The sequence below is a fragment of the Methyloglobulus sp. genome (assembly GCF_046714055.1).
Lineage (GTDB): Bacteria > Pseudomonadota > Gammaproteobacteria > Methylococcales > Methylomonadaceae > Methyloglobulus.
Map to the genome: position 1 here is coordinate 1 of NZ_JBKKBJ010000267.1, position 24,083 is coordinate 24,083.

At 46.8% G+C, this 24,083-nt stretch carries 22 protein-coding genes and 2 pseudogenes; 11 read left to right on the top strand and 13 right to left on the bottom strand.

Translation table 11 applies throughout. From position 1 onward, the window contains the following. The first annotated feature begins 452 nt into the window (after positions 1 to 452). The gene (gene nudE, locus ACLQ6D_RS15855) at positions 453 to 1,010 is read left to right on the top strand and encodes an ADP compounds hydrolase NudE (RefSeq protein ID WP_411728280.1); all 558 of its coding nucleotides are present in this window, start codon (positions 453 to 455) and stop codon (positions 1,008 to 1,010) included. Here the strand turns inward: nudE and ACLQ6D_RS15860 are convergent. From ACLQ6D_RS15860 to ACLQ6D_RS15890, 7 genes are all read right to left on the bottom strand, one after another. Then, complete coding sequence (locus ACLQ6D_RS15860) at positions 1,005 to 2,690, bottom strand: BatD family protein (RefSeq protein ID WP_411728301.1); 1,686 nt, start codon at positions 2,688 to 2,690, stop codon at positions 1,005 to 1,007. The two genes, nudE and ACLQ6D_RS15860, sit on opposite strands and share 6 nt — an antisense overlap. A 120-nt stretch (positions 2,691 to 2,810) precedes the next feature. Beyond that, entirely contained in the window at positions 2,811 to 4,610 is a 1,800-nt protein-coding gene (locus tag ACLQ6D_RS15865) for a VWA domain-containing protein (protein WP_411728281.1), read from the bottom strand. Further along, positions 4,607 to 5,587 carry a vWA domain-containing protein gene (locus ACLQ6D_RS15870; protein WP_411728282.1) on the bottom strand — a complete coding sequence of 327 codons (981 nt, stop codon included), beginning with the start codon at positions 5,585 to 5,587 and terminating at the stop codon, positions 4,607 to 4,609. Before ACLQ6D_RS15870 ends, ACLQ6D_RS15865 begins: the two co-directional genes overlap by 4 nt. Beyond that, positions 5,584 to 6,060 (bottom strand): DUF4381 domain-containing protein, encoded by a 477-nt coding sequence (locus ACLQ6D_RS15875; protein ID WP_411728283.1) that lies wholly within the window; start codon positions 6,058 to 6,060, stop codon positions 5,584 to 5,586. The genes ACLQ6D_RS15870 and ACLQ6D_RS15875 overlap by 4 nt, the downstream gene beginning before the upstream one ends. Position 6,061: 1 nt before the next feature. Continuing rightward, positions 6,062 to 6,997 carry a DUF58 domain-containing protein gene (locus ACLQ6D_RS15880; RefSeq protein ID WP_411728284.1) on the bottom strand — a complete coding sequence of 312 codons (936 nt, stop codon included), beginning with the start codon at positions 6,995 to 6,997 and terminating at the stop codon, positions 6,062 to 6,064. Then, complete coding sequence (locus ACLQ6D_RS15885) at positions 6,997 to 7,986, bottom strand: AAA family ATPase (protein WP_411728285.1); 990 nt, start codon at positions 7,984 to 7,986, stop codon at positions 6,997 to 6,999. The genes ACLQ6D_RS15880 and ACLQ6D_RS15885 overlap by 1 nt, the downstream gene beginning before the upstream one ends. Positions 7,987 to 8,071: 85 nt before the next feature. Beyond that, positions 8,072 to 8,284: a type II toxin-antitoxin system HicB family antitoxin gene (locus tag ACLQ6D_RS15890; protein ID WP_411728286.1), complete on the bottom strand. Its 213-nt coding sequence runs from the start codon at positions 8,282 to 8,284 to the stop codon at positions 8,072 to 8,074. Between the two features lie 232 nt (positions 8,285 to 8,516). Here ACLQ6D_RS15890 and ACLQ6D_RS15895 point away from each other — a divergent pair, with 232 nt between their 5' ends. Further along, positions 8,517 to 8,735, top strand: coding sequence for a hypothetical protein (locus ACLQ6D_RS15895; RefSeq protein WP_411728287.1), 219 nt, complete (start codon positions 8,517 to 8,519; stop codon positions 8,733 to 8,735). A gap of 268 nt (positions 8,736 to 9,003) precedes the next feature. Here the strand turns inward: ACLQ6D_RS15895 and ACLQ6D_RS15900 are convergent, their stop codons facing one another. Further along, positions 9,004 to 10,227, bottom strand: coding sequence for a hypothetical protein (locus tag ACLQ6D_RS15900; RefSeq protein WP_411728288.1), 1,224 nt, complete (start codon positions 10,225 to 10,227; stop codon positions 9,004 to 9,006). 543 nt (positions 10,228 to 10,770) lie between these two features. Next, positions 10,771 to 11,904 (bottom strand): radical SAM family heme chaperone HemW, encoded by a 1,134-nt coding sequence (gene hemW, locus ACLQ6D_RS15905; RefSeq protein ID WP_411728289.1) that lies wholly within the window; start codon positions 11,902 to 11,904, stop codon positions 10,771 to 10,773. 177 nt (positions 11,905 to 12,081) lie between these two features. Here hemW and ACLQ6D_RS15910 point away from each other — a divergent pair, with 177 nt between their 5' ends. After that, positions 12,082 to 12,774, top strand: a complete 693-nt coding sequence (locus ACLQ6D_RS15910) for a response regulator (RefSeq protein WP_411728290.1) — start codon at positions 12,082 to 12,084, stop codon at positions 12,772 to 12,774. Then, entirely contained in the window at positions 12,771 to 14,354 is a 1,584-nt protein-coding gene (locus tag ACLQ6D_RS15915; protein WP_411728291.1) for an ATP-binding protein, read from the top strand. Before ACLQ6D_RS15910 ends, ACLQ6D_RS15915 begins: the two co-directional genes overlap by 4 nt. 153 nt (positions 14,355 to 14,507) lie before the next feature. Here the strand turns inward: ACLQ6D_RS15915 and ACLQ6D_RS15920 are convergent, their stop codons facing one another. Beyond that, positions 14,508 to 15,362 carry a fumarylacetoacetate hydrolase family protein gene (locus ACLQ6D_RS15920; protein ID WP_411728292.1) on the bottom strand — a complete coding sequence of 285 codons (855 nt, stop codon included), beginning with the start codon at positions 15,360 to 15,362 and terminating at the stop codon, positions 14,508 to 14,510. A 115-nt stretch (positions 15,363 to 15,477) separates the two neighbouring features. On the opposite strand from ACLQ6D_RS15920, the gene rpe reads away from it, so the two are divergent. The 6 genes from rpe to ACLQ6D_RS15950 all read left to right on the top strand — a co-directional run bounded on the left by rpe (position 15,478) and on the right by ACLQ6D_RS15950 (position 20,574). Continuing rightward, positions 15,478 to 16,146, top strand: coding sequence for a ribulose-phosphate 3-epimerase (rpe, locus tag ACLQ6D_RS15925; RefSeq protein WP_411728293.1), 669 nt, complete (start codon positions 15,478 to 15,480; stop codon positions 16,144 to 16,146). 165 nt (positions 16,147 to 16,311) lie between these two features. Next, entirely contained in the window at positions 16,312 to 17,823 is a 1,512-nt protein-coding gene (trpE, locus tag ACLQ6D_RS15930; RefSeq protein ID WP_411728294.1) for an anthranilate synthase component I, read from the top strand. Continuing rightward, positions 17,820 to 18,410, top strand: coding sequence for an anthranilate synthase component II (locus ACLQ6D_RS15935; protein WP_411728295.1), 591 nt, complete (start codon positions 17,820 to 17,822; stop codon positions 18,408 to 18,410). Before trpE ends, ACLQ6D_RS15935 begins: the two co-directional genes overlap by 4 nt. Continuing rightward, positions 18,407 to 18,649, top strand: coding sequence for a DUF2442 domain-containing protein (locus tag ACLQ6D_RS15940; RefSeq protein ID WP_411728296.1), 243 nt, complete (start codon positions 18,407 to 18,409; stop codon positions 18,647 to 18,649). Before ACLQ6D_RS15935 ends, ACLQ6D_RS15940 begins: the two co-directional genes overlap by 4 nt. Positions 18,650 to 18,707: 58 nt before the next feature. Further along, a complete protein-coding gene (locus ACLQ6D_RS15945; protein WP_411728297.1) occupies positions 18,708 to 18,914 on the top strand; it encodes a hypothetical protein in 207 nt (68 codons plus the stop codon). 496 nt (positions 18,915 to 19,410) lie between these two features. Beyond that, positions 19,411 to 20,574: a DUF1624 domain-containing protein gene (locus ACLQ6D_RS15950; RefSeq protein ID WP_411728298.1), complete on the top strand. Its 1,164-nt coding sequence runs from the start codon at positions 19,411 to 19,413 to the stop codon at positions 20,572 to 20,574. A 516-nt stretch (positions 20,575 to 21,090) separates the two neighbouring features. Here ACLQ6D_RS15950 and pgi read toward each other — a convergent pair. After that, entirely contained in the window at positions 21,091 to 22,728 is a 1,638-nt protein-coding gene (pgi, locus tag ACLQ6D_RS15955) for a glucose-6-phosphate isomerase (RefSeq protein WP_411728299.1), read from the bottom strand. 212 nt (positions 22,729 to 22,940) lie between these two features. Continuing rightward, positions 22,941 to 23,625 (bottom strand): annotated as a pseudogene (locus ACLQ6D_RS15960) (IS1595 family transposase); the annotation flags it as partial. Positions 23,626 to 23,724: 99 nt separating this feature from the next. Between ACLQ6D_RS15960 and ACLQ6D_RS15965 the strand changes: the two are divergent. Next, entirely contained in the window at positions 23,725 to 23,898 is a 174-nt protein-coding gene (locus ACLQ6D_RS15965) for a hypothetical protein (RefSeq protein ID WP_411728300.1), read from the top strand. Here the strand turns inward: ACLQ6D_RS15965 and ACLQ6D_RS15970 are convergent. After that, a pseudogene (locus ACLQ6D_RS15970) lies at positions 23,895 to 24,083 on the bottom strand (hypothetical protein); the annotation flags it as partial. The gene ACLQ6D_RS15965 and the pseudogene ACLQ6D_RS15970 sit on opposite strands and share 4 nt — an antisense overlap.

The following is a 24,083-nucleotide window of genomic DNA, read 5'->3' on the forward strand; positions in this document are numbered from 1 at the left end:
GGGTATAAAACGAGGGAAGCAGGACGGCTGGGGCAGCCGCAGGCATTGGCGGTCGCGTTAAGTTTTTGCCGCTTGCTTGGGCTGGGATGCCCAAAACAAGCTTTCGCAAAAATAGCGACTCCCTTCATGTATTTTCTTTAGGCGTAAAACCAAGTGGTTGAACGAGTTCGGGACTTGACATTTATTGATCGTTTGAAGAAGTAATTGCTACATGATAACACTTGATTAGCGTATAAATCGTGCGTATTTTGTTATTAAATCTAACGTCTAACCATGAGAGTGCGTTATATTTAAGGGAACATCTAAAAATTCAAAAATCTCCTTCTCCCTCTGGGAGAAGGTCGGGATGAGGGTTTTAGAATCAATCATTTAATCCCCTCACCCTAGCCCTCTCCCAGAGGGAGAGGGGATTTTTAGAGATTCCCTTAAGAAAACCATGACAACATAGCGCAATGCCTGAAAAACCAATCATCCTAAAAAAAACCACGATTGCCACCAGCCGACTATTCCGTATTGAATCATTAGATATTGAATTCAGCAATGGCCAGCAACGCAACTACGAGCGGTTGGCGCGTGGCAATCCCGGCGGCGGCGCGGTGTTGGTTGTGCCTTTGCTGGATGAAGATACGGTTCTGCTCATCAGGGAATATTCGGCAGGTGTGCATCGTTATGAGTTAGGTTTGCCGAAAGGCAAGACCGATGCGGGGGAATCATTTTTTGATGCGGCCAACCGGGAGCTGAAAGAAGAAGTCGGCTACGGCGCAAGGCAACTTTACCACTTGAGTACTTTTTCCATCGCGCCTTCTTACCTGGAACATACGACGGAAATTATTATCGCCTCGGATTTATATGCCGAAAAACTGGATGGTGACGAGCCGGAGGAACTGGAAGTCGTTCCTTGGAAATTGTCTGACATCAATGCCTTACTGGCTACGGGCGAATGTACCGAGGCGCGTTCGATAGCGGCGTTGTTTATGGCATTCGAGTACCAGAAAAACATTCGGTCATAAGCGGTGCAAGGGTTCCAGGATTTGTTCGTCGGGACTAACTTTTTTTTCTCGGGCTTTGTTTTCAGTAAATACCTGCATGAGTTTTTTGCCAGTCCACTGACTGGTGTCTTTGCCATAGAGCACCTGATTCAGATGAAGAATTTCATCCCTTAAACGCGCATCGCAACAATCCGCAATTGCCCCTAGATTGTTGACATTAAACTTTTGCTTTCCCCATGCTAGCAGCGCATTTTTTGCACCCTGGGCATCGTCATTGGCACAGGCGTTTTTAAGTTTTTTGGCGCTCTCTTTTAACCCGGTTTCATGCTTGAGACGTTCGACTTCCTTGGTATATGTAACCTGATTTTTGGGACGATTTTGTAAGAAATAAATCGCTGTTGCCAACCAGCCCAACGCTAAAAATACACTGATCCAAAACCAGATGTATTGCTGTCCTGTGTTGGTGCTAACCGGGATTTGGGTATTTTTCTCAGGTTGTGGAATTGGCACTGTAGGCGTAGCTAAAGTTTTAGGCGGGGGTGCAGTATCAGGCTGATTTTCATTGACCCCAACAACATTGATGGTGGTTTCAGGAATACGGACAATTTCCATCGTTTGGCTTTTCGTATTGAACCAGGGAATTTCTATCGCTGGCAAAACGTGTTTGCCCGCTGTCGTCGGGATAAGGGCAATTTTTTCTTGTCGGGAGGCGGTAATGCCATCGGCTAGCTTCCGTTCATTCAGGACGGGTTGGTCTGGATAAGCCTTAACGTCCGCATCGGTTTTAACAGTGCTCAGTTCGGGCAATTGTCCTACGGTCGTTCCCACGCCTCGCAAAGTCAGGGTTCTGGTTAAGGGCTCGCCTATTTTCATTTGCTGGATGTCGCCTGACCATTCCTGTTTGAGTTCCAGTTTTTCGGCAGCAAGCCAGTCTTTACCGGTAAAACTGGGTGGCACAGGTTTGACATTCAGGATTATCTCCTTGGATAAAACCCGTCTGGTTTTGGTCATCCGAGAACCAAAAAAGTCCCTGAAATCAGGTTGGCTATCAACAATGACTGCCGCAGTCAGCGATAATGGTTTGATCTTCATAACGCCGCTCTTCTGTGGAAAGATGGCATATTTCCGTTCAGTGACCAAGTATGAGACACCGTTTACTAAGGTGTTGTAGCTGCTGTCTTCACCCAATTTTTCGATCACGGCATCTGCAAGTTCTGGTTCGCTAAGTTCGGCTTGTGCAACATCCACACGCCTGTACAAACGTATCGTGTACAAGACTTGAGATTGGACATAAGGCTGTTCGGGGGTTGCATTGACGTCCAGAATCAAATCCTCGTTAGTGTTGGCTGCATCGCTCGTCGTTGCGCCTTGATTGACCACAATAGCGAGCGGCTTGCTGGCATCACTGCCAAACTGTATGGGTGGGATAAAGAGGTTGCCGGGTTTTTTCGCTGTCACTTCAACCGTCCAGCGGATCGACTTGCTGTATTTGCCGTTTACCCAGGATGAACTGCTGCTTTGACCTTGGTTGATTATGGAAAAATCTTGTTCCAGTGGGGCAAAATTGGGATCACTGTCGGGCGAGTCGGTTGCCGTAAAGAAAATCTTGAACGATTCATCGACGCTGACGGGATTCCGGTCAACAGAAGCGGTGATGTCTGTTGCAAATGCTTGATGAGGCACTATGCCTAAAATTAGCATCAATATTAACAGGAGGCAGCAAAATATTCCCTCTCCCATTGTGAGGGGGCTAGGGTGAGGGGCGTCAATGATTGATTTTATCTGCTTCATAAGGCTGTCTTTTCTGGCTCCGGTACGTAATTATTGCCGTCCACGCTGATCATGCTGGTACTTGAATTTACGTCTCAACAACCCTGCCGGGTCGTCTGGAATTCTTTTAAGCCACTGCTCATGGGCTTGTTTTTCTTCCTCTGTCATCGGGTCTATGGGTTGTGAATTTACCGCATTTTGTTTTTTGGGATCATTTTGTGGATCAGGCTTTTCGGTTTGTTCAGGTTTTGCTGCTTCCGGTTTGCTTTCTTGCTTCTGGCTTTCAGCAGATTCTTTTTGTTCAGGCTGATTTTCAACGCTTTCTTGTGACTGCTCAAGTTTTTGATCCGATTCCTTTTGCCCATCCTTATTTTGCTTATCAGGCTGCTCGGATGGGTCGCTGTCCTTGTTTTGCTCCTGATTTTTTTTGTCTTGGGAGCCTTGCTTATTGTCCTTATTTTCTTGTTGATCTTGCTTCTGTTGTTCTAATGCTTTTTCAACCAGATCTTTGTTATATAAAGTATCACTATCATCAGGGTTTAGCTTGAGGGCTTTTTTATAAGCGTCCAGGGCTTGTTGCAACTGGCCGGATTGCGCCAAGGCATTGCCCTGGTTATAGAAACTATTTGCACTAGAACTGTTTTTGAGGTTTTCCAGGGCTTTATCGAAAGCACCTGATTTGTAATGGGCAGCCGCTTTCCAATCAGGGTTTTCAAACAAGTCCGCCGCTTTGTCATATTTCTTATTGTTATAAGCCTCTTGGGCCTGTTGGTCTTTGGTTTTCCATAAATCCTGCCATACCTTGTCCGTATCAAGGGCATAACTGTTTTTCGGCAAGGGTAGGATTAAGAAGAAGACAAGGCCGAGCAAGCCTTTCCTGAAACTCAATGCCGCTAACGGCAAAACCAACAGTAGCAGCCAAGGGCCTTTGTCACTCCATTGGTCAAGTAGCAGGTTTTCATTTTTCTCGCCCTGCCCTTGTGACGGAGTAGCCAGTGTCGAAAGCAAGGCCTGAATATCTGCATCATCTGCTGTCAAGGTCTGGTAAGTGCCATTCCCGGCTTGTGCCAGTTTTTCCAGGCCATTGACATCCAGTTTATCGACAATAATGTCGCCTTGTTCGTCCTTTAGGAATCCGCCCGTGTCCAAAGCAATAGGTGCGCCATCGGGGGTGCCCACGCCCAGAACCAGCAATTGGTAAGTGTCTAGGGATTTGGCTTTGGATAGGCCTTCATCAAGGTTGCCACCATCGGTGATGAGGAGTATTTGCCCTTTTTGCAAGCCAGCTTGTTTAAATAACTCGCCAGCTTTTTCTAACGCCCGTACGGTGTTGTTGCCGTCGCTGGGCATAATCTCTGTGGTTAAAGCTGATAACTGGCTGTCTATGGTTTCAGTATCGTTGGTGAGCGGTGTGACGGTATAGGCATCATCCGCATAAACCAATAATGCGGTTTGGCCGTCCTTACGCTGTTTCAATATATCGGTGATTTTATAACGTGCCATGACCAAGCGGCTGGGTTTGATGTCGGCGGCATCCATAGAACGTGACAAATCCAGAACGATGACTAAAGCCGAATCGTTCCTGAACACGGGTGTAGGCAGACGTTCCCACGTCGGCCCTGCCAAAGCGATAATAGCAAGCAAAACGGCAACAGCGCCGGTTGCCAATGGCCATCGGCTTTGCGTGACGGCTTTATCCTGCAATAGATAAGGCAGGAGCGCAGCATCGCACACGGCTGCCCACACACCGTGACTCAGCTTACTCCTAACCAGCAAGACCAGTAAAACAATGTAGGGTAGAAATGCCAACAGCCAGTAAGGCCTGATGAAGTGGAATTCTGTCAGGTTCATGACCATTGCGCCCTATAAATGCCAATCAAGCCTGTTAGAATTAATGCCAGCGCTAAAGGCCAGTAAAAAAGGTCGGTGCGAGGCCGGAAAAATTGTTTGTCTTTTTCGACGGGTTCCAGTTGATCCAGCAACATGTAGATATTATTCAACTCATCGGTGTTGCGGGCGCGGAAATATCGGCCGCCCGTGCTTTCAGCGATTTTGACCAGGGCGTTTTCATCAAGATCGGCGGATGGGTTGACTTTGCGTGAACCGAAAAAACTGCGGACTATCATTTCATCTGCGCCAACACCTATCGTATAAATTTTCAGTTGGTTGGCCGCCGCCAGTTCCGCCGCTTTTAACGGTGAAACTTCACCGGCAGTATTGGCGCCATCGGTCAGCAGAATCAAGACCCGGCTGTTAGCCGGTTGGTTTTTAAGGCGTTTGATCGCCAAACCAATCGCATCGCCGATTGCGGTATTGTCCCCAGCAAGGCCTATGGCGGATTCATCCAATAAGGTCATGACCGTTTTTCGGTCGAAGGTCAGCGGCGTTTGTAGGTAAGCTTGACTGCCAAACAGGATCAAGCCCAGCCGGTCGCCAACGCGCCGGTTAATAAAGTCGCTGGCTACCCACTTGATTGCGGTAAGCCGGTCAACCGCCCGTTTGTTGATGAAAAAGTCCTGCACTTCCATACTGCCCGACAAATCCACCGCCAGCATCAGGTCGCGGCCACTAACGGCCTGTTCGATTGGCTCCCCCAACCATTGAGGCCGGGTACATGCTATGACCAGCAAAACCCAAGCAATCGATGCTAAAAGCAAAGGCCACAACTGATTTTGTGTGACTGATTTGGTTTCTGCATCAGAGAAATCATCCAGGAACGGGACTTTTAAAGCCGCCTGTTCGACCGTCATTGTGGCGGGCAACAACCAGCGCACCAATAGCGGTAACGGTAAAACGAGCAGCAGCCAGGGCCATTCAAAGTGGATCATCTTTTACGTTTGTTTTGGGCGTTAAGCCAGTCTTCACACAGGCTGGTCAATTGGGAAATTTCCTGATCCGTCGGTGGGCTTTTTTGGTAGGGTGCGTTGGCTAAAAGTTGTCCAGCACCTTCGGTAAACGATGAGCCTTTTTTCGAACGGTCAAGAAACTCCAACCACTGCTGTCCTGTTAATCCAGCACATTCATTTCTGGTCGTCGTGCTGATGGCCACACGTCTAAGCAACGCGGATAGGTCTTTCAGTTTTTGGCTGTTTTCGCGCTGAGTATCTTGTTTAATTTCTAGCAGAAGTTTTTTTGCCGCCTTAACCGCCGTTTTCCGGGTGAGATGTTTATAGAGCCAAAAAAGCAGACCAATCACCAAAAGAATCAAGATCGCCAAAAGCCACCAACCAAGTGCAGGAGGCCACCAACCGATTGCTTCAGGCAGGTGTATATCTCGAAGAGGCAGTTGACCAGATTCCATACTATCTGGTTTTCCATGGATGTCTCAGGCGTTGTACGGGATCATCCTGGGTGCTGCACTGGATCAATGCCAAGCCTCTCCTTAATGCGATGCGCTTTAGTTTTTGCAGCCGTTCTTCAAAGCGAAGCTGATAGTTGGTCAGCCTTTGTTTATCGCTGGTATCGATAACGACTTCTCTTTGGTCATCGGTAAAGCGGTAACGGCCTTGAGTGGGCAAACCCTTTTCGAGAGGATCGTAAACGAAAATCAAGACGACATCGCAATGCTCGGAAAGCTTCATCAGATAGTTTTCCACCTGATCGTTCATGCCGCGAAAGTCGCTAATGACATAAACCAAACTGCCGGGCCGTGCATGTTGCGATAGCCTCGCGAGCGCTTGCGTGAGTGAAAAATCGCTACCCGCTGAGTTATCGGCAATAACCAGGGCATTCAAGAAATGTAAAGCCGAGTGTTTACCGTTTTGAGGTTTTAACTCCCGGCACGATGACTGAGAAAAAATTTGTCCACCAATCTTATCGCCCTGTTGGCTTGCAACCCAAGCGAGTAAAGCCGCAAGTTTTTTTGCTTGCACGGATTTGAAAACACCACGGGTCGCAAACTGCATGGCAGGGCGATTGTCCACTGAAATAAAAACAGGCTTTTCTCGTTCTTCCCTGAATAGTTTGGTATGCGTTTTACCTGTCCGTGCGGTTACCCGCCAATCGATGCTACGTATATCGTCGCCTTGTTGATAGAGACGGGTTTCGTCAAATTCCATGCCCCGGCCTTTAAAAGCCGACAGATAACCGCCACTTTGTTGGGCACGGAGCGTCAACTGGTGCAGGTTTAAGCCAGATGCAGGTTTTGCCAGATCAATCAGCGATTTTAATGTTACTGAAACCAGCGCTTTAGAATCTACTGGACTGCTGGCAGCTTCCTTTTGTTTCGCTGAAAACATCAAGGTACCGCAATTCTGGAAATAAGTTCTTTGATAACCTCATCGGAAGTGATACCTTCGGCTTCCGCTTCATAAGTCAAGATCAAACGATGGCGTAAAACATCAAAGGCCAGTTCCTGAATATCTTCGGGGCTGACGAAATCCCGTTGGAATAACCAGGCTTTGGCTTTGGCGCAGCGATCCAGGGCAATGCTGGCCCTGGGGCTGGCACCGTATTGCAGCCAGCTTGCAAGGTCTTTTCCATACACGGATGGATTTCGGGTTGCCAGGACGATTTGTAGTAAATAATCCTCTAGGCTATCGGCCATGTACATATTCAGCACTTCCTCACGGGCGGCGAATAAGGTGTTTTGAGCGATAGCTTCAAACGGCTGCTTAAGTTTTGCGGCTTCGACGCGAGCTTCTGACCGTGCTAAATGCAGTATGCTTTTTTCGTGTTCAGCTTTCGGGTAATCCACTTTTACATGCAGTAAAAAGCGGTCGAGTTGGGCTTCCGGCAAGGGGTAAGTGCCTTCCTGCTCAATCGGGTTCTGGGTTGCCATCACCATGAATAACTGCGGTAGCGGGTAAGTTGCTTGACCGACCGTGATTTGCCGCTCGGCCATCGCTTCCAGTAAAGCCGCCTGGACTTTTGCTGGTGACCGGTTAATTTCATCGGCCAGTATTAAATTATGAAATAACGGCCCTTTCTGGAATTCAAACGTGCCTTTCTGGGGACGATAGATTTCAGTCCCGGTCAAATCGGCGGGCAACAGGTCCGGGGTAAATTGCACCCGGTGAAAATCGCCTTGAATGCCTTTGCTGAGTACTTTGATAGCGCGGGTTTTAGCCAGACCTGGAGCACCTTCAACAAGCAGGTGACCATCAGCCAACAGGCCAATCAACATTCGCTCAACTAATATCTCCTGACCAATGATTTCTTGGTTGATGTGGGTTTTTAACCGTATTAATGCGGATTGTGTGGGGCTGTTTTGATGTTGATCTGACATGGTATGGGTTGGTTATGCTATAAAAATTCTTTGTAATATCGTAGCCCGTATGAAGCAAAGCGAAATACGGGAAATTAATTCATTTCTAGGCCACCAATTCGCAATATTCAACAACTGTCGAAGGAACAGGGATTGGCAAGCCGTCTTCGCGTAAACCATCCAAATGTAATTGGATCGCTTCACGGATATTTTTCTCTATTTCCTCAATGGTGATGCCAGTTGTAATACAACCTGGCAAATCAGGCACATAAGCAGAATAGTTACCTTCGGCTTGTTCGATAATCACTGCATAACGCATAAATTCACCTCTTTACCTGCGCTTGTTTGAGAATGCTGTTCAAAGTGCCGGGAGCCAAATCGTCGCTCGGTTTGCCAGTATAGTAGGGTGGATTAGACGCGCAAACCCTCCGACATTTATAAAAGTAAAGTGTTCCCGTGCGTCGTAATCCGCCATTTCGAAATTCGCAAATTTTACATTTTCACGACTTACGGCCTTTTTTATTTGTGTCGCTATCGCGACGATTGTTTAAATGCCAGTTCCCGCACTGGCAGGCGGGTTTCTTTTCTTTGCGCGGCCAAAGAAAAGAAACCAAAAGAAAGGCCGCCCGGATGCCGCTTGCTTCCTGCGTTCCTCAGTTTTGACGGGGGTTGCCGGAAGGGACTTCCTGTCCCTCCGGCAACGTTCGGCATCCCTGCCGCACCCCTCCGGGCAATTCCCGCCAAAACTTCCGGTACTCAGCGCGGCATAACGGGAATGGTGCGTTTATCGTAGCGTAGGGTGGATTACGACTGCATGGATGCAGGAGGTAGGGCAATGCAGGAGCAATTGCCGAGACGCGCAAAACCTCTTGATTCCCAGATAAGTAATAACTTTCCGCGCGTCGTAATCCACCATATCGACAATCTCCACATTCGGTGGATTACGCCGCGCCCAAAGCTCAAACAAAACTGATAGGCCGCATGTTTGCGCGGCTAATCCACCCTACATTTAAACGATTTATACGACTTACGGCCTTCTTACATAGTGAATTTCTGTTTTGCTGACTTGGCTGAAATCATCTTCTGATTAAGCTGTATCTCTATAAAATCAAACCCATCAATAAATAATGGCACTTCAAGTATTCCAGTACATAAAGATGTTTTTTCATTTGCTAATTCGACACAACGGATTTTAGTAAGCCCCCCAGTCTTGATGTTTTTGATTTTCCCGATTAGCGAAAACTCATGAGTGATGCTCGGGTTCTCAGTTACCGTGCCAGATTTAATAACATTTTTGTAACGTGGATGATCAAATCCTTCTTCATGTTGATCAAATGGAGAATCATCGTCTGATAATATAAAAAAACTATCATTTACATATGATGATATAAACATAGATTTTTGTGATCCCGTTGACATGCTGGCACCCAAACCTCTAATTGAAGGATTTTTCTCCTTCGATAAAAGGAGAAAAATTCTTGTTAATTTATCCATTGCGTCGGCTACAGTTTTCCGATCCACTATATCACCATGAGGGCTGAAAAAACTTTCCCCGTCTTTTGCATGAAACAATGAGCAACGCGCTGTTTTATATATCTGATCAATAAATGCTTGCTTATAATCAAGGATTCCATAAAAAGTAGACGTTAATATTTCTTGATTTATTGACGATAAATATCGTTTTAGCCAAAGTGATTCGCTTTCCCATTGAATTTTTCCCGATTTAGTTGGCGTTTTTTTTCGAGGAACTGATTCCGACGCAAGGAATTCAAAGGCTAAGTACATATTGCGATAAGCATCGAATAAATCATCAGTTATTTGTGATAACCGAAAGTAACGATATGCTGTTGAGTAAACAGGATATGAAGCAATAACATCTCCTAATAAAGCTCCTTTTTTTTCGATACTAAAAGAGATAGAGCTTGTGTCCGTAATTCTCAAATTAACTTCATCGCCAGAACTCCACCAAACTAAGTTCTCATCTATAACATCGCGTGTACTAAGATCAGCTTTTCCTATTATTGAAAGTATGTCTAGTCCTTTTTGTGCAAGTTCGAGTCCATATCTAAAAGCTTGTTTATACTCGTTTAAACCAATTGTGCGTACTACAACATAATGGTTTCCTTTTTCTACTTCGACAAAAGAGTTTTCATCTAAAGGGACTGTTGAAGAAATAGGGCTCGGCATACGCAAAAGAAATGCCGCTCCGGAATCCAACTTTTCGGGTTTATCTATTAATTTAATATTTCCAATTTTTGCCATTTCAAATCAATATCTTTTGGTAAACCACTGCTAAAAAAACACCTCTTCTTCCCGTATGCCGCGCCGAGCATCGGAGCATTTATCAGGAATAGCCCGTTAGGGACGCGATAGGGATATCGCGCGTTGTCAAAGGGACAGGAAGTCCCTTTTGATTTATCCCAGTATGGGGCAACCCCTGGTCAATGCGAGAAGCGCAGGAAACAACCGGCATCCGGGGGTCGTTTCTTTTGGGTACTTTTCTTTGCGGAAAATTGCTCCTGCATTTTCCGCATTCACCACATCCGTGTGGCTTGGCGAAGCAAAAGAAAGTAGCTCGCCCGCCGGTGCGAGAACCGGTTTCTAAATAACCGTCGCGTTAGCGACACTATCATTTTCACATCCCTGTGTTCTGGATTCCGCCAATCCCTGCCGGAATGACGGTTTTTAATTTAGGAAACTCGGTGCTAGTCCTTCGACAGGCTCAGGACGAACGGTTAATAGTTGATTTCGTTCGTTTCATTTATCATGCTATAAATAAATATGTGGTGTCTCAAACCCCATTTTTCAAGAGATAAAATTCCCCAAAACAGTATCCAAAAAATTCCAACCTTTATTGGTACAGGCATAATAACCGTTTTCAAACTTGATCAAGCCTTGTTTCTCGCAATTGGACAAAGCCGGTTCCAAGGTCGAATCATCCAGTCCGGTCATCGCTTTATAATTACCTAAATTGAATCCCCGCCTAAGCCGTAATTGGTTCATGACAAACTCCAATGGCAAATCGTCAATTGTAATGGCTTGGCTGCTGCCGTTATTTGCCGGATTGTTCAAATAAACTTCGGGACTTTTGGCTTTGGCGGTTCTGGTAATTTGATTGGGCAAACTAGTTGTAATCTTGCCATGAGCGCCTGCGCCGATACCTAAATAGTCACCAAACTGCCAATAATTGACATTATGGAGGCATTGTTTATCAGGCCGGCTGTAAGCCGAAATTTCATATTGCTGGTAGCCATGATTGCCCAATAATCGTTGACAGTCCTTTTGTGTGTTAAAGATGTCGTCGTCATCAGGCAGTTTCGGTGGGAATTTATGGAACCAGGTATTGGGTTCCAGGGTTAACTGGTAAAAAGAAATATGGGTGGGTTCAAGACGGATTGCCGTTGTGACATCGTGTTCGCTATCACCATTGGTAGCGCCGGGCAATCCAAACATCAAATCCAGGTTAAAATTGGCAAAACCCGCATAATGCGCTATTTCGGCGGCTTTAACCGCTTCTTGCCCTGAATGGATCCGTCCCAGCCTTGTTAATAAATCATCATTAAAGCTTTGTATGCCGATGGATAAGCGATTAATACCTAGCGATTTGAACTCTACAAACTTTGTGCTTTCGAATGTTCCAGGATTAGCTTCAAGGGTAATCTCCAGGTCTTCTTCAAACATGACACGCTGTTTGACCCCTTCGATCAAGCGGGCGATAGCTTCAGGAGAAAACAGGCTGGGGGTGCCGCCACCAATAAAGATGCTTTGGATGGGTCGGGTGATTGCGTAGCGTCCCAGGTCAAAGGCCAAATCATTCAATAAGGCATCGATATACGCAAACTCCGGTAAATCGGCCTTGACTGTGTGCGAGTTAAAATCGCAGTAAGGGCATTTTTTAATACACCAGGGAATGTGAACGTATAGACTAAGTGGCGGCAATAGAATGATTCAGGTATGTTATTAATCTGACGGTCAGTTTAACATTAACAGCAGCTATCTGAATAACAAACACAGCAAAGTTGATACTATCGCATCCTATCAAGATAAGCCTTAAGCAAGGGTTAACTTTTTTTGTTTACGTTGTATGGGTCAATAGCAACTATTTTATGAGGTCACATGCGACTCTTATTAGTAGAAGATGATGAAATATTAGGCGATGGCCTAGTCGCCGGTTTAACAATGGAAGGTTATGCCGTGGACTGGCTGACTAATGGCAAGCTCGCTGACGAAGCGTTGAAAATGAACAGTTATGAGCTGGTCGTCTTGGATCTTAACTTGCCGGATATGGATGGCTTAACCATCCTGCGCGAGTTAAGGGCCCGTAAGGATGAAACCCCTGTCCTGGTGTTGACTGCAAGGGACACCGTACCTGACCGGGTAGAGGGTTTGGACAGCGGTGCGGATGATTTTGTCATCAAGCCTTTCGAACTGGACGAAGTTTGTGCCCGGTTAAGGGCGTTGGCACGACGGAACGAGGGCAGAAGCACGCCGAACATTGAGCACAAAGGTATTGTCCTGGATCCCGCTTCGCATCAGGTCACCTTCAACGACGAAACAGTGGAGCTATCCCAGAAAGAGTTTGATATTCTCAGTTTTCTTATGGGCAATATCGGCCGTGTCGTCTCCCGCGCAAGGCTTGAGGAAAGCCTGTACTCATGGAGTTCCGATATAGAAAGTAACACGGTGGAAGTGCATATCCACCATCTCAGAAAAAAGCTCGATCCTGCCATTATCCGTACGATCAGGGGTGTAGGCTATATTATCGATTCAGAGAGTGATGTGGCCCCTGATTTAGATGATGAAGAATGAATTATTCGCTACGACAACTCTTATTGGTGACTTTATTATCAGCATCCATGCTGATATGGGGGATTGCAGCGTATGTCAATTATCGAGTGACCCGCGATGAAGTCGCCTCCCTGTTTGATGCTGAATTAGCCCAATCAGGCAAGGTGTTGATGGCCTTTTTGGAAGGATTGCCTCAGGACAGCGCCTTGGAAGAGCGCTTGAAGCGGGTTCAAAGCGATGCGCTAGACCAGGAATACGACCGGAAAATTGCATTCCAACTCAAGTCTGAAAATGAGGGGCTGTTATTGCGCTCTAAAAGCACTCAAAATTTTCCGGCCTTTGGGTTCAACGAAAGCAAAAATGAAGATCCCTTATGGGATGTTTTCAACGAACTGCTGCAACCTGATGCTTTTGGACATAAGTACGAGAGGAAATTAGCCTTTCAGTTATGGTCTAAAGAAAACGGTTTGTTGTTGCGCTCAGAAAGCGCACCAAAATTTGTCCTTTCTTCATCGATTCGCGGTTTCAGTGAAAAAACAATAGCCGACCATTTGTGGCATGTTTTTAGTATTACCAATGCCTCAGGAGATTATGTGATTCATGTCGGCCAAAAAGAAGAAATTCGCGCCCAATTAACCGATGATATTTCCAGGCAGTTAGTCACCCAGTTTCTGGTCGGCTTGCCATTACTGGGTATCGTTATTTGGTTTATTGTCGGATATTCCTTGAAGCCGCTCAATCGTTTGGAAAGGGCGTTATCCAAACGCGAGGCCAGTTTCCTCAAGCCTTTATATACTAAAAAATTGCCCAAGGAAGTGGTGCCTGTTGTCAATGAGATCAATAACCTGTTCGCACAGCTTGAACAAGCTTTTGAGCACGAGCGTCGATTTACTGCCGATGCTTCGCATGAACTAAGGACACCTTTGGCCGGATTGTTAACCCAGGCTCAAGTGGCGTTGCGGACTACCGATGAAGCGGTGCGTAAACAAGCGTTGCTGCGGATTTCTCAAGCTGTCCATAGGATGACTTACATGGTGCAACAATTGCTGACGTTTTCGCGCATCGAGTCCGGCAAAGAATATCTCGCAAAAGAAATTACTATATTGAATCGGGAAATTATACAAGTGATCACCGAACTTGAACCTGTGGCGCACAAAAAACGTATTCAGATGGAGTTTGTTGAACATAATGCAGTACCTATTCTGGCCAATACCCAGCTAATCACTGTTTTGGTCAGGAATATCATCGATAATGCCATCAAATACACCCCCGTCGATGGCAATATCATGATTTACCTGGAGGGAAGCGAGAAGCAGTTAAAATTCATGGTGGAAGATTCAGGGCCAGGAATCCCGCCGGATCAATACGAAAATTCCCTGAAACGGTTTCACCGCTGCGTGGAAACTGCCCAGACTGCCCAAGGTAGCGGTCTGGGTTTTTCAATAGTGGAAAGGATTACCAGCATGTATGGGGCTGAACTGGCGCTGGGCGTATCACAATTTGGGGGTTTGAAGGTTACTGTGGTCTTCCTTGTGCCAAGAATGCAGACGGATAAGCATCTCACCGGGCCACCATTAGCAAAAAATGTCGTCAAGACGTAAAGGGATATCTAAAAATACCTATGCCCACTGGGAGATGGCTAGGGTGAGGGGTAAAGTGTGCTTTTAAACCATCAAAACCTTTTCCTCTATGCCTTTATGTGCGAAGGGAGAAGGTGGTTTTTGAATTATTAGAGGCTCCCTAAAGTTCTTATGTTAGGGTTCAACAATCACAGGATTGCATAATTTCCCAATCCCTTCAATTTCGACGCTGACCGCCTGCCCCGGTTTCAGATAACCACGCGGCTCCATCTTTACGCCCACGCCGCTGGGTGTGCCGGTGCTAATCACATCACCCGGTTCCAAAGTCATGGCTTGCGATAAATATGCGATCATTTCATAACAATTGAATAGCATGTGCCGGGTATTGGAATCCTGCCTCAATTCCCCGTCTACCCAGGTTTTGATGTTGAGGTTATGCGGGTCGCTGATTTCATCCCGCGTCACCAGCCAAGGCCCTAGCGGGCCGCAAGTGTCGAATGATTTGCCTACCGTAAAAGTGGGTGAACGAAATTGCCAGTCGCGCACTGAGACATCATTGGCAATCGTGAATCCTGCAATCGCCTTATAAGCCTCATCGACTGGCACATGGCGGCAACGTGTGCCGATCACAAAAGCTAGCTCCCCTTCATAATCCAGCTTATCGGACACTTTAGGCAAGTGGATGGCATCACCGTGGGCAATCACGCAAGTGCTTTGCTTGGTAAAAAAACTGGGATATTCCGGCCTGTCGCGGCCAGTTTCTTGAATATGGTCGGCGTAGTTTAGGCTGATAGCCAGATATTTCCCTGGCCTGGGTACGGGAGCTTGCAATTTGACTTCCGCCAAAGGAATTCTGTGCTTACCGCTTTCTATGCGTTTTCGCATAGCCGATAGCGCTGCTTCCCCTGCTGCTAAAAAATTAATCATTGCCGCTGGAATGTCGGTTTCGCCAACGCCATCGACAACCTCATTTTCGACCACTGCGCCAAAACGGGAATAATTGTTATGGGTAAAAGTGACTAATTTCATCTCTTGCAAATCTATTAAAAGGCGTTGACAGCTATTGTATTACGAAACCGAAAGCACGAAAACAAGATATAATCGCCCCATTTAACTTTATTGAATCTAAGAGAGGATAACAACAATGAACGAAAACTGGATTGCCCCTTCCATCCTGTCCGCCAATTTTGCCAAACTGGGCGAGGAAGTCGATAACGTACTGGCCGCTGGCGCGGACATTGTCCATTTTGACGTGATGGATAACCACTTTGTGCCTAACCTGACGATCGGCCCCCTAGTTTGCGAAGCCTTAAGAAAACACGGTGTCACAGTCCCCATTGATGTGCATTTAATGATTGAGCCGGTAGACCGCATTGTGCCTGATTTCGCCAAAGCGGGCGCTTCTTACATCACCTTCCATCCAGAAGGTTCTGTGCATATCGACCGTACTTTGCAATTGATTAAAGATAACGGATGCAAGGCGGGTTTAGTGTTTAATCCCGGCACGCCATTAAGTCACCTGGATTATGTGATGGATAAGCTGGATATGATCTTGTTGATGTCGGTTAACCCAGGCTTTGGCGGACAATCATTCCTGCCTTCAGCATTGGATAAATTAAAGCTCGTCAGAAAAAAAATTGATGACAGCGGTTTTGATATTCGTCTGGAAATCGACGGCGGCGTAAAAACCGACAATATTCGCGCCATTAAGGAAGCTGGAGCCGATACGTTTGTTGCAGGTTCAGCGATTTTCAGTCAGCCTGATTACAAAAAAATCATTGCCGATATGCGTGCCGAAATGGCTAAAGTCTAGTTGATGGCATTTATTGACCTGGTTTTAATAATGTTTAAATCCGTTTGGGCTGAGCCTGTCGAAGCCTTCGGGACTTTCGATAGGCTCAAGGCGAACAGATTTAATATTTCACCTAGCCGAATCATATAGTAAAAGCAAATAAGCATAAAGCGCAGTTAAGCACACATGACCCCAGAACAATTCAATTACTACGTCAGGCAGGGATACAATCGTATCCCGATTAGCCGTGAGGTGCTGGCTGATTTAGATACGCCCCTGAGCGCGTACCTAAAGCTCGCCGATGGCCCGTATTCCTATTTGTTTGAATCTGTCCATGGCGGTGAACAATGGGGTCGTTATTCGATTATCGGTTTGCCCTGCAAGACCTTGGTTAAGGTTAACGGTAATGAAATCCGCCTGGAAAAAGACGGTGAGGTAGTGGAAACCGTAGCGCATGATAATCCCTTAGTGTGGATTGAGGCGTTCCAGTCCCGCTTTAAGGTGCCGGATATAGCTGAGTTACCACGGTTTAATGGTGGCTTAGTCGGTTATTTCGGCTATGAAACCATCGCTTATATTGAGCCGCGGTTACTTGCCGATCCTAAGCCTGATCCCTTGAATTGTCCAGATATTCTGCTGATGGTTTCGGAAGAAATCCTGGTGTTCGATAACCTGTCCGGCAAGATGCTGCTGCTCACACACGCTAATCCTGATGAAGACAATGCCTATGATCGGGCTGTGGACAGGTTGAATGACCTGGCAAGAAAACTGCGTGAACTGAAAGCTGAACCAGCAAAGCACACCAATCCTGTCCATGTGCGTGAATCGGATTTTGTGTCCGGTTTTACGCAAGAGGGTTTTGAAAATGCGGTGCTCAAGGCAAAAGCTTACATAACCGATGGCGACATCATGCAGGTAGTGTTATCGCAACGCTTATCCATTCCGTATACCGCTGCACCGCTGGATTTATACCGTGCCTTACGCTGTTTGAATCCGTCGCCTTATATGTATTATTTGAACCTGGACGATTTTCATATCGTCGGCTCATCACCGGAGATACTGGTCAGGCTGGAAGGCAACCTCATCACGGTACGTCCGATAGCGGGTACGCGTCGGCGTGGCGCAACGCCAGACCTTGACCTGGAACTGGAACAAGAGCTATTGGCCGATCCCAAAGAACTCGCTGAACACCTTATGCTGATCGACTTAGGGCGTAACGATACCGGGCGTGTGGCTGAAATAGGCACGGTGGAGTTGACCGATAAGATGATAGTCGAGCGATACTCCCATGTGATGCATATCGTTTCCAACGTCACTGGACAGCTACAGTCAGGTAAGAATGCGTTTGATGTGTTGGCTGCGACTTTTCCGGCAGGAACGGTCAGCGGCGCCCCCAAAATCCGCGCGATGGAAATTATTAATGAACTGGAACCCGTCAAACGCGGCATATATTCCGGCGCGGTGGGTTATATTGCCTGGTCGGGTAACCTGGATACAGCGATTGCAATCAGGACTGCCGTCATCAAGGACAACATGCTGCATATCCAAGCGGGTGCCGGTATTGTGTACGATTCTGTTCCCCAAAAAGAATGGGATGAGACCATGAATAAAGGCCGAGCCATATTCCGTGCCGTCAGCATGGCCGAATCAGGACTCGATGGAAACCAGTTAGACGAACGGCAAGGAGGTCAAACATGAACGCAGTAAAAGTCGTGATGATCGATAACTATGACTCGTTTACCTACAACCTCGTGCAATATTTTGGCGAATTAGGTGCCGATGTTACCGTGGTCCGTAACGACCAGATTAAGGTGGACGACATCGCCGCCTTAAAACCCGATAAAATCGTTATTTCCCCCGGTCCCTGCACGCCCAAAGAAGCCGGCGTATCCGTTGACGCTATCTTAAAGTTTGCCGGACGTACTCCTATTTTGGGTGTCTGCCTTGGCCATCAGAGTATCGGTTATGCCTTCGGCGGCAATATCATTCACGCCAAAAGCATCATGCACGGCAAAACCTCACAGGTGTATCACCAAAATGAAGGCGTATTCAAAGGTTTGAGCAATCCCTTCACTGCAACACGCTACCATTCCCTGGTTATCGAACAGGCAACCCTGCCCGATTGTCTGGAAATCACCGCCTGGACGCAAGATACAGAAAAGAAAATTGACGAGATCATGGGCGTAAGGCACAAAACCCTGGATATTGAAGGCGTACAGTTTCACCCCGAATCGATTCTGACGGAGCATGGGCATGATTTGCTTAGGAATTTTTTGGTGAGATGAGTTCAACGACCTTGGTTGAAATAACCCATATCTCCATTGATGAAATTTGGCTGTTGGCACACCAGGAAGAGTTGTTTATGTCTTACGAGGATTTTCCCTGGTTTAAAAATCAGCCTGTAAATACCATTATTGCCGTTGAAGAAGTCTCGCAAGGGCATTTTTATTGGCCTAAAATTGATGTTGATTTGACTCTGGAAATGATTAAACATCCTGAAAGGTTTCCTTTGTTAGCAACCTAAGAATTATTTCAGCATGAAAGGCTACCAAACATGAACAGCAACAATACGAGGAAAGTCTATGAAAGAAGAATATGATTTTTCCAAGGGGGGGATACGCGGTAAATTTTATCGCCCGGACACCACGTTGAATTTGCCCGTCTACCTGGACAATGAAGTAAGGATTTATCTACAGCAATGCGCCCGCTCTAAAGGTGTTGATGTTGGGCAATTGGTTAATGAAATGCTTAAGCAGGATATTAAGTTGATAGAGGCTGTTAAGCCTTGATTGTAGTAGGAATAGCCTCGGCGTAACGAGTGGAATCGAAGATTATCAGGGGCGAATGATTCCTCGATTCCGTATCACTCATCGAAGCTATTTGCTGTTGTTGTGTCGGGCAATTCTAATCGTAATTTACATAAATTGAGGTTTGATTATGAGCTCAATAAAATGCCCGGAGTGCAATCAGGAAATTTCAAATCAGTCTGTCCTATGTGTAAAAGTGCGGCAGTAAAGTAATAATGCTGGGGTGGGGTGGCGCGCACCGACGTTAGCTTGCGTCCAAATCGGAGGTCATGTTTTCGCAGCTAGATTCTTCATCGACGCTTGGAGTGTGGTGGGGCGTTCTCAGGGAGTCTGTCCGTAACGCGGCAGATGCTAGTCGATGGCTCTCCGCCTCGGCTCCCTCTTAGCTTCTCAAGAATGAGCCGTAAATACCATACAAGCTTGTCGAAGGACTGTGCAGAGATTCCCTAAGATATCCTTTGATACGAGGCTTATTTTTATGAAACATAATACATCTCCACGCCTTGTATCGATCGATATGATGCGCGGCTTGGTCATGGTTTTAATGGCATTAGACCATACCCGTGATTATTTCTCGAATGCGATGTTCAGCCCTACCGATCTTAGCCTAACCAACGCCTCCTATTTCCTTACCCGCTGGATTACCCACTTATGTGCGCCCACCTTTGTGTTTTTGGCGGGCACCAGTGCCTACTTATCCGCCACGCGCTGGAATTTTTCCACCAAGCAACTATCGGGCTATTTAATCCGCCGAGGGTTGTTTCTAATCGTTTTGGAACTCACGCTAGTCCGCTACGGATGGACATTCAACTGGGATTACCGTTATGCCATTGCCCAAGTGATTTGGGCGCTGGGATGGTCGATGGTCGTTTTGGCTGGCTTGATTTATTTACCGCGTATGATCCTGGCGGTATTCGCTTTGTTTCTCATTGCGGGACATAATTTGTTTGATGGCGTTCAACCGGATCATCTTGGAAGCGTTGCCTGGTTATGGACGATTTTGCATGTTCCCGGAAGCATCGAATACTTGCCGGGCTATTCTCTGTTCGTGTTGTACCCGCTGATCCCGTGGATTGCCGTGATGGTGGCAGGTTATTGTGCTGGCCCGCTGTTTTTGCAACCCGTTGAAACCCGGCAAACGAGGTTGGCGCTGACGGGAATAGCTGCAGTCACGCTTTTCCTCATATTGCGTATGACGAATACTTACGGGGATCCTCAGCCGTGGTTGCCGCAAAAAAACGGGATGATGACAGTATTCTCGGTACTGAATTGCGAAAAATATCCACCGTCCTTACTTTATTTGCTCATGACGTTGGGGCCGATGTTTCTCGCCCTGGCGTTGTTTGAATGGAAAAAAACACACCGGTTCGGTTTTTTATTAATCGGCTTCGGTAAAGCCCCGCTCCTGTTCTACCTCGTCCACATCCTGCTAATTCATGGCATCGCTTATGCCATCACCTTATGCAGGGGTCTACCTACCGACTGGTTAGTGAGCGGTTCTGCCAAAATGCCGTTTCCAGAAATACCTGCGCCAGAGTACGGATTTGATTTAGCGATTGTGTATGTAATTTGGCTGGTGTTGCTCGTAGCACTTTATCCGCTCTGTTCTGCTCACAATGGCAAAAACAGCACAGGGCGTTGAGCGATTATTAACACGCTTACGTTTTTTATTGTTGCCACGCTGGAGCGTGGGAACAATACTAATCAAGAAAAAATTTGACTTATGGTGTTATAAGGTATACAAAAAGAACGCGGAAAATAACCCTGGCAAGGCGGCAAACCGATGAAAGCCAACGTCTTAGGGGTGGTTTCGTCATACACCCCGAAATCTGTAAGACGGATTCGCTTTAGCAATCCGTCATTATGCCAAACGTATATTGGCGGTTTGCTACGCGAAACTGCCTTACACAAAGCCAGAAATTAGGAAATTAACCAGTTCGTAAATCTATAAGGGATTACACTTAACATGTCCGGTACTTATTGGGTAACCTATATTGACTGCACAAAGCCAAAAATTAAGGGGTGGGATCGAGGCGAGTCAGTCCGTGTAAAGTTCCCGAACGCTTGATTTTCTCCAGCTTATTCTTCGGTATGAAAGCTATTATGACGGTGACAATTAGGAAAGCAATACATCCAATAATCAGTTGGCGTTGTCGAGTCAAGTTTGCCGTAACTTCTTATAAGCGTTGATAAGGCCATTGGTGGAACAATCGTGGCTTTCGATAACTTCATTATTCTTAAGTTCAGGTAGTATGACCTTAGCGAGCACTTTTCCGAGTTCGACACCCATTTGGTCGAACGAATTAATATTCCAGATGATGCCTTGCACAAAAATTTTATGTTCATAAAACGCGAGCAACGATCCTAGCGTTTTCGGTGTCAGTTGTTTATATAAGAACGAATTGGAAGGTTTATTGCCCTCGAATACCTTTGAGGCAACCAAGACGGCGTCGGTTCGCTGCTCTGGTGCTAGCTCTTGCATAACTTCGTCGGCTGTTTTACCGTGCATCAGCGCTTCCGGTTGGGCAAGGAAGTTAGAAACCAGGATTTCGTGGTGTTCGGGCAGATCGTAGAAACTGTTGGCCGCTGCCAAAAAGTCGCAAGGGATGAGCTTGGTGCCTTGGTGTATCAGTTGGTAAAAGGCATGTTGTCCATTGGTGCCTTGCTGCCCCCAGATGATTTGCCCGGTATCGTAGTCAAGTTTTTTACCATTATTGTCAACACTTTTGCCGTTACTTTCCATATCACCTTGCTGCATACAATCGGCAAAATAGCGCATGGAATAGTCATAAGGCAACAGCGCATAAGATTGGGCGCCGAAAAAATTGTTGTACCAGATGCCTAACAAGCCCATGATAACAGGGATGTTTTTCTCAAAAGGCAGGCTGCAGAAATGTTCATCGGCCTCAAAAGCACCCTGTAACAGATCTTCAAAATTATCCATACCAACATGGAGGGCAATCGACAAACCGACCGCAGACCACAGTGAATAACGTCCGCCCACCCAATCCCATAATGCAAACATATTGTCCGTATCGATTCCGAAATCCTTTACGCTTTCAGCATGGGTCGAGATGGCCACAAAATGTTTGGCAACCGCCGTCGTGTCGTTAGCAAGATCAAGAAACCATTTTCTTGCTGACTTTGCATTGGTCATTGCTTCCTGAGTGCCAAAAGACTTTGAGGCGATGACAAAAAGCGTGGTTTCTACGGGTAAGGACTTTAAGGTGCTGATAAGGTCAGCCGCGTCGATGTTGGAGACATAATGGACATTTAAAGTCGGTGAACTATAGGGCGCAAGCGCGGCAGAAACCATTTTGGGACCCAGGCTTGAGCCGCCTATGCCAATGTTGACAACATCCGTGATGGTCTTGTCGGTATAGCCTTTCCATTCACCGGAACGGACGCGTTGGCAGAATGAGCGCATTTTTGCCAATACCTTATTGATTTCCGGCATGACATCCTGCCCATCCACGTAAATGGGGCGGTTACTCCGGTTCCTTAGTGCAGTATGAAGGACGGCCCTGTGTTCGGTCGTGTTGATCTCTACGCCTGAAAACATCGCCTGGATTTTTGCCTCTAGCTGGACAAACCTAGCAAGATCGGTAAGCAATGGCAGGGTTTGTTCGGTTATCCGGTTTTTTGAGAAATCGAAAAGAATATCATTTAGATGAAGTGAAAATTTATCGAAACGATCCTTATCTTGCTCAAAAGCATCACGCATCGAATAGTGTTGGATTTGCTGATAATGCTCTTGTAACGCGATCCAGGCTTTTGCAGTTGTCAGGGATGACATGTTTTGGAAGCTCCTTGAGTGTTTTAATGTTAAGTCTACGAGAAGGCCGGTAGGATGGCAAGCCAGGAGTGGATTTTGATATAAATCAAGTGAGGCTTAATACTCGGCTAAGTCATCGTTAAATATTGAAAATTCCCCAGGGTGGCCTCCCAATGAACGGTTAAAGCTTACTTGATCTCCTTCGCTGTATTTCTGTTATTTTCACCATACAAGGTCGGGTTAGCATCGCTGACTAACAGCGCATCCGCATCCAGTGCCGACTTGAGGGCGGCAGTCAGCAGGGGCTTGGTAAGCGGTGTGTTGCCGGTCAAGAAATCCAGCATTTGCCCGGAACTATCACGGGCCACCAACACACAGATTTGTTCGTCGGAGATTCCGCGCTCGGTGGCATGGCCACCTCTTTTACGCGCCTTGCGGCCCTGGTTCCTTTGGCCTTTGTACGATTCGAGCACATACGTTTCATCGGCTTCGGTAATGCCGTGCAGCGTAGCGGGGCGACCCTGCTGGCTAACCCAGTTCAAGAAACGATGCCGCCAGCAGAAGCTGGTGTTGCGTTGAACACCGATATCGGGCGGCAGACTGGCGCACCGTCAGTGACTGCGCCATCGCAGCGAGGTAGTCCAGCCATTTTGGCTTATTGCGAAGACGCGCCAACGGGATGCCTGTGAGGGCATTAAAGGTTTTGTGGCAGCGTTGACAATAATAACGTTGCAACCCATTGACGACACCATGACGGTACAACTCGATGTCGGCGCAGTGCGGACAGGCACTTATGGCAACGAATCGAGCCTCTATCTGCTCGAGGACTTTAATCTGGTCGGAGGGCCTATTCAGGGCAGCATCCAGCCGTTTGTGCAGATGATAATCTAAGTCACGGATGGCAGTCAGTAATTGCATAAATTCGGCGCTTCTTCTGATGACCCCCCCGTGGAAACCTGTGTAAAGTGGTTGACGGCAAGATAAAATGAAAATTCAATATTTAACGGTGGCATAGCCATGATTATAGATTCTGCCTTGGTCAACCGATGGTTCCAAAAGCGTCGAGGCTTGGCTTTGGGTATCTTGGGCGCAGCGTTTTCATCCGGTCAGTTGATTTTCACGCCTAACATCATGAGCCTGAATAGTCACCAGGGTTGGCGGGACGCTACCCTGTTTATTGTCTTATTCTAATTTGCATTAGAAATAGAATTAATTATCCACGGCCAGCACGTAATGCTAGCGACGCGCGCAGTATTCTGTTCCATGGCTCGCAGCGCATCAACTAAATGATTTTCGAGAGCATCAATACTATCGAAGACGCGATTGTGGAAGTGCTTTTCCCGAAGCTCATCCCAGAGATGCTCCACTGGATTTGG